The following is a 6,469-nucleotide window of genomic DNA, read 5'->3' as shown; positions in this document are numbered from 1 at the left end:
TTGATAATGCCAAGAGCCTGGGAAAGTTCCATTTTAAGGGTCCATGATGATGCCATGAACCCTTTTTACAGCAACTACCGGATCGGTCAATTGATCCTTAAACGATCGGCATTACGCGTTACGCGCCCCTTGCTGACTGACATCGAACGGCGTTATACCGTTTTATACTCGGCTTCCGCCTGATCGAAACGCTCGGTCATGGTGGCGGATGGCCGGCGGCCCATCAGGCTCACTACCACGATGGCGAGGCAGCCCAGAATAAAGCCCGGGATGATTTCATACAGGCCCAGCCATTCGTACTGTTTCCAGACGATAACCGTCACCGCGCCGACCAGCATGCCGGCCAGCGCGCCGTTGCGGGTCATGCGCGACCACAGCACCGAGATCAGCACGACCGGGCCGAAGGCGGCGCCGAAACCGGCCCAGGCGTAGCTCACCAGGCCCAGCACGCGGTTCTCCGGGTTGGCCGCCAGCGCGATGGCGATCAGCGCCACCACCAGCACCATCACGCGGCCGACCCACACCAGCTCACGCTGGCTGGCGCCTTTGCGCAGGAACGCCTTATACAGGTCTTCGGTGATCGCGCTGGAGCACACCAGCAGCTGGCAGCTCAGCGTACTCATGACCGCAGCCAGGATCGCCGACAGCAGCACGCCCGCCACCCATGGGTTGAACAGCAGCATCGCCAGCTCGATGAACACGCGTTCGCCGTTCTGCGACACGTTGCCGGCTTGATCCGGGTTATTGGCGAAGTAAGCGATGCCGAAGAAACCGACGGCGATGGTGCCGGCGAGGCACAGGATCATCCAGGTCATGCTGATGCGGCGCGCGCTGCGGATGGTGCGGTGAGAATCCGCCGCCATGAAACGCGCCAGGATGTGCGGCTGGCCGAAGTAGCCCAGGCCCCAACCCAGCAGCGACAGGATGGCGACGAAGTTCAGCCCCTTCAGCATGTCGAGGTTGGCCGGGTTCTGCGCCTGGATCACCAGCATCGAGGTATCGATGCCGCCGACGGCGAAGATCACGATCACCGGCGTCAGGATCAGCGCGAAAATCATCAGGCTGGCCTGCACGGTGTCGGTCCAGCTCACCGCCAGGAAACCGCCGATAAAGGTATACAGGATGGTCGCTGCGGCGCCGGCCCACAGGGCGGTTTCGTAGCTCATGCCGAAGGTGCTTTCGAACAGGCGCGCGCCGGCCACGATGCCGGAGGCGCAGTAAATGGTGAAGAACACCAGGATGACGATGGCCGAGATCACCCGCAGCAGCTTGCTGTTGTCTTCAAAGCGGCTGGTGAAATAGTCCGGCAGCGTCAGGGCGTTGTTGTTGGCTTCGGTATGCACGCGCAGCCTTCCTGCCACCAGCTTCCAGTTCAGGTAAGCGCCGATGGTCAGGCCGATGGCGATCCAGCTTTCGGAGATGCCGGAGAGGAAGATGGCGCCCGGCAGGCCCATCAGCAGCCAGCCGCTCATGTCGGAAGCGCCGGCGGACAGCGCGGTCACCACGCTGCCCAAACTGCGGCCGCCGAGAATATAGTCATCAAAGTTGTTGGTTGCCCGGTAGGCAAGCAGGCCGATCAGCACCATCCCGAAAATGTACACCAGGAAGGTCACCAGCATAGGTGTGCTCATTGTCATTTAATTCTCCACTTTCATTATTATTCGCGTTTCGCTCCGGCCACGCCGGCGCCGGTAAACCCACGCGCAATGCATTTCACTGGCCGCCGCGCCGGAACGTGGCGCAGCCTGCGAGCGAGTGCAGGTAAAATAGTTTCTGCCCGTAATTGTTGACCGTCGGCTATCCTAGATGAGCCTTTCATCAACCAACAAGATATTTAACAACAAAGTTACACAAAGTTTACCCTGCGTCACATTTACCGGGCTCAAAGGTTGCACTCACGACAAGTAAAATGAGTTGCACCCGGTCATTACCCTTATATACCGCAAGGTAAAACGCCTGCGGCCGCATAAACCCCGCCGCGTTCGCTCAATAACGCAACATTCATGCCAACTGCCGATGTTAAAAAATCGATGAAACTCACACTTCGCTCATCAGCCTGATTTAACAAGGTTGCACAAAGTTGCAACATGCAGGATATTGTCTGCATTCTTAACCCCACACATCTCACGAACCTATCCCAACAGGCTTTCCGGCCTGCTGTTTGTCTAGCCTGATGGGATAGGTTCTAAACACAGGAGTTGGATTGGCATGGGCACTACCACAATGGGCGTGAAACTCGACGAGGCAACACGCGACCGGATCAAGAGCGCCGCGCAGCGCATCGATCGCACGCCGCACTGGCTCATCAAGCAGGCCATCTTTAATTACCTCGAGCGTCTCGAGAGCGGTACCGATATTCCTGAAATTCCAGCGCTGGCCGCTGCGGGCCAGCCTGAAGCGGACGACATTATGCCGCAAGCGCAGGAAGAGTCACACCAGCCATTCCTCGATTTCGCCGAACAAATTCTGCCGCAGTCGGTCACCCGCGCCGCCATCACCGCCGCCTATCGTCGCCCGGAGACCGAAGCGGTGCCGATGTTGCTCGAACAGGCGCGATTACCCGCCGATCTTGCACAGGCAACTCACAAAATGGCCTATGGCATCGCCGAGAAGTTGCGTAACCAAAAAAGTGCAAACGGCCGCGCCGGCATGGTGCAAGGCCTGCTGCAAGAGTTCTCCCTCTCCTCGCAGGAAGGCGTGGCGCTGATGTGCCTGGCGGAAGCGCTGCTGCGCATTCCGGACAAACCGACCCGCGATGCCCTGATCCGCGACAAGATCAGCAACGGCAACTGGCACTCGCACCTCGGGCGCAGCCCGTCGCTGTTCGTCAACGCCGCTACCTGGGGCCTGCTGTTCACCGGCAAACTGGTGTCCACGCATAACGAAGCCAATCTGTCCCGTTCGCTGAACCGCATTATCGGCAAGAGCGGCGAACCGCTGATCCGCAAAGGCGTGGACATGGCGATGCGCCTGATGGGCGAACAGTTCGTGACCGGCGAAACCATCGCCGAAGCGCTGGCCAACGCGCGCAAGCTCGAAGATAAAGGCTTCCGCTACTCCTACGACATGCTGGGCGAAGCCGCCCTGACCGAGGCCGACGCCCAGGCCTACCTGGTTTCCTACCAGCAGGCGATCCACGCCATCGGCAAAGCCTCCAACGGCCGCGGCATCTATGAAGGCCCCGGCATCTCCATCAAGCTGTCCGCCCTGCACCCGCGCTACAGCCGCGCGCAGTACGAACGCGTCATGGAAGAGCTCTACCCGCGCCTGCTGTCGCTGACCCTGCAGGCACGCCAGTACGATATCGGCATCAACATCGACGCCGAAGAGGCCGACCGCCTGGAGATCTCGCTCGATCTGCTGGAGAAGCTGTGCTTCGAACCGCAGCTGGCCGGCTGGAACGGCATCGGCTTCGTGATTCAGGCCTACCAAAAACGTTGTCCGTTCGCCATCGACGCGGTGATCGACATGGCGCAACGCAGCCGCCGTCGCCTGATGATCCGTCTGGTGAAGGGCGCCTACTGGGACAGCGAAATCAAACGCGCCCAGATGGACGGCCTGGAAGGCTACCCGGTCTACACCCGCAAGGTCTATACCGACGTTTCCTACCTGGCCTGCGCCCGCAAGCTGCTGTCGGTGCCGAACCTGATCTATCCGCAGTTCGCCACCCACAACGCCCATACCCTGAGCGCCATCTATCACCTGGCCGGCAACAACTACTACCCTGGCCAGTATGAGTTCCAGTGCCTGCACGGCATGGGTGAACCGCTGTACGAACAGGTGGTGGGTAAAGTGGCCGACGGCAAACTGAACCGCCCTTGCCGCATCTATGCGCCGGTCGGCACCCATGAAACGCTGCTGGCTTACCTGGTGCGCCGCCTGCTGGAAAACGGCGCCAACACCTCGTTCGTCAACCGCATCGCCGACGCCACCCTGCCGCTAGACGAGCTGGTGGCCGATCCGGTCAGCGCCGTGGAAGCGCTGGCGGCCAGCGAAGGCCAGATTGGCCTGCCGCACCCGCGCATTCCGCTGCCGCGCGAGCTGTACGGCGAGAAGCGCACCAACTCCAGCGGTCTGGATCTGTCCAACGAACAGCGTCTGGCTTCGCTCTCCAGCGCCCTGCTCACCAGCGCCAGCCATCCATGGCGCGCGGAACCTATCATCGATGCCGAGTTGGATCAGGGCGTCGAGCAGCCGGTGATCAACCCGGCAGAGCCAGGCGATGTGGTCGGCTACGTGCGTGAAGCCACCGAAGATGAAGTCAGCCGCGCGCTCGACGCCGCCGCGGCCGCCGGCCCAATCTGGTTCGCTACGCCGCCGACGGAGCGCGCCGCGATCCTCGAACGCGCCGCCGAGCTGATGGAAAGCCAGCTGCAAAGCCTGCTGGGCATTCTGGTGCGCGAAGCCGGTAAAACCTTCAACAACGCCATCGCCGAAGTGCGCGAAGCGGTCGACTTCCTGCACTACTACGCCGGCCAGGTGCGCGACGATTTCGCCAACGACAGCCACCGCCCGCTGGGCCCGGTGGTCTGCATCAGCCCGTGGAACTTCCCGCTGGCGATCTTCACCGGCCAAATCGCCGCCGCGCTGGCGGCCGGCAACAGCGTGCTGGCCAAACCGGCCGAGCAAACGCCGCTGGTGGCCGCGCAGGCGGTGCGTATTCTGCTGGAAGCCGGCATTCCGCAAGGCGTGCTGCAGCTGCTGCCGGGCCAGGGTGAAACCGTCGGCTCAACGCTGGTCAACGACGCCCGCGTACGCGGCGTGATGTTTACCGGCTCCACCGACGTCGCCGGTATTCTGCAGCGCAGCATCGCCGGTCGTCTGGATCCGCAGGGCCGCCCGACGCCGCTGATCGCCGAAACCGGCGGCCTGAATGCCATGATCGTCGACTCTTCCGCCCTGACCGAGCAGGTGGTGACCGACGTGGTGGCCTCCGCCTTCGACAGCGCCGGCCAGCGCTGCTCCGCGCTGCGTATCCTGTGCATTCAGGAAGACGTGGCCGAGCACACGCTGCAAATGCTGCGCGGCGCGATGGCCGAATGCCGCATGGGCAATCCGGAGCGCCTGTCCACCGACGTGGGCCCAGTGATCGACGCCGACGCCAAAACCGGCATCGAACGCCACATCCAGGCGATGCGCGCCAAAGGCCGCAAGGTATACCAGGCCGCCAAAGGCAGCGCGCAGGATGAGAAAGAGTGGGCGCGTGGCACCTTCATCAAGCCGACGCTGATCGAACTCGACAGCTTCGACGAACTGCAAAAAGAGATCTTCGGCCCGGTGCTGCACGTGGTGCGCTTCCAGCGCAACAATCTGGACGCGCTGGTCGATCAGATCAACGCCGCCGGTTATGGCCTGACGCTGGGCATTCACACCCGTATCGATGAAACCATCGCCCGGGTGACCGAACGCGCCAAGGTCGGCAACCTGTACGTCAACCGTAACATGGTTGGCGCGGTGGTCGGGGTGCAGCCGTTCGGCGGCGAAGGTCTGTCGGGCACCGGCCCGAAAGCCGGCGGCCCGCTGTACCTGTACCGTCTGCTGGCCAACCGCCCGGACGACGCGCTGCAACGTACGCTGCACCGTCAGGACGAAGAGCGCCCGATGGAAGCCACCGCGCGGCCGCAGCTGCTGGGCGCGCTGCAATCGCTGGAGAAATGGGCGGTCACCAGCCAACAAGGCGAACTGGCGGCACTGGCGCAGCGCTATGCGGAACTGGGCCAGGGCGGCACCGTACGCCCGCTGCCGGGCCCGACCGGCGAGCGCAATACCTATGCCCTGCTGCCGCGTGAACGCGTGCTGTGCCTGGCGGATAACGAAGCCGACGCGCTGATCCAGTTGGCCGCCGTGCTGGCGGTCGGCAGCAGCGCGCTGTGGCCGGAAGCGGAACTGCAGCGCAATCTGTTCCGCCGCCTGCCGAACGATGTGCAGGCGCGCATCGCCTTCAGCAAAGACTGGCAGCAGGACAAGGTCGAGTTCGACGCCGCCATCTACCACGGCGATGCCGACCAGCTGCGCACCCTGTGCGAGCAGATCGCGCAGCGCGGCGGCGCCATCGTCTCGGTGCAAGGCTTCGCCCACGGTGAAACCAACATCCTGTTAGAGCGCCTGCTGATCGAACGTTCGTTGAGCGTCAACACCGCCGCCGCCGGCGGTAACGCCAGCCTGATGACCATCGGTTAACGCATCTCAAGGCGGCCATACATTGCCGCCTGATTGGCTCACCGCTACGCAAACCCTGCACTCGTGCAGGGTTTTTTATTGCCCGCAGCCCGGCCAGACGTTAGCGTCTTGTTATTCTTGCATGAGGATGTGTCGCCTCATGGGCGATAACAATAGGGGGAGCTTAGAACGATTAGTTTGCTTGAAAGCCGCAGCAGACCGCTACGATTCGCATTGACTCTCTGGTTCGGCAACATCCGGGATACGGCAGCCGCAGCGCGAAACGAATTGTTGAAAGCGGAGTAAATGC

At 62.3% G+C, this 6,469-nt stretch carries 2 protein-coding genes; one reads left to right on the top strand and one right to left on the bottom strand.

Annotated elements, in window-relative coordinates:
* Positions 1–152: 152 nt before the first annotated feature.
* Positions 153–1,637: a sodium/proline symporter PutP gene (gene putP, locus ACJ8MK_RS14435; protein ID WP_033647752.1), complete on the bottom strand. Its 1,485-nt coding sequence runs from the start codon at positions 1,635–1,637 to the stop codon at positions 153–155.
* A gap of 571 nt (positions 1,638–2,208) precedes the next feature.
* On the opposite strand from putP, the gene putA reads away from it, so the two are divergent.
* Positions 2,209–6,180, top strand: coding sequence for a trifunctional transcriptional regulator/proline dehydrogenase/L-glutamate gamma-semialdehyde dehydrogenase (gene putA, locus ACJ8MK_RS14430; protein ID WP_197771777.1), 3,972 nt, complete (start codon positions 2,209–2,211; stop codon positions 6,178–6,180).
* Positions 6,181–6,469 lie beyond the last annotated feature (289 nt).

It is taken from the genome of Serratia sp. CY38905 (assembly GCF_052168875.1).
In the GTDB taxonomy this organism is placed as follows: domain Bacteria; phylum Pseudomonadota; class Gammaproteobacteria; order Enterobacterales; family Enterobacteriaceae; genus Serratia; species Serratia sarumanii.
Note: the sequence above shows the minus strand (reverse complement) of the source record. Positions and strands in the feature narration are given on the sequence as shown.

Bases quoted from the DNA above. Each gene is read 5' to 3' on its own strand.
- putP (WP_033647752.1), bottom strand. From the start codon at position 1,637: ATGACAATGAGCACACCTATGCTGGTGACCTTCCTGGTGTACATTTTC.
- putA (WP_197771777.1), top strand. From the start codon at position 2,209: ATGGGCACTACCACAATGGGCGTGAAACTCGACGAGGCAACACGCGAC.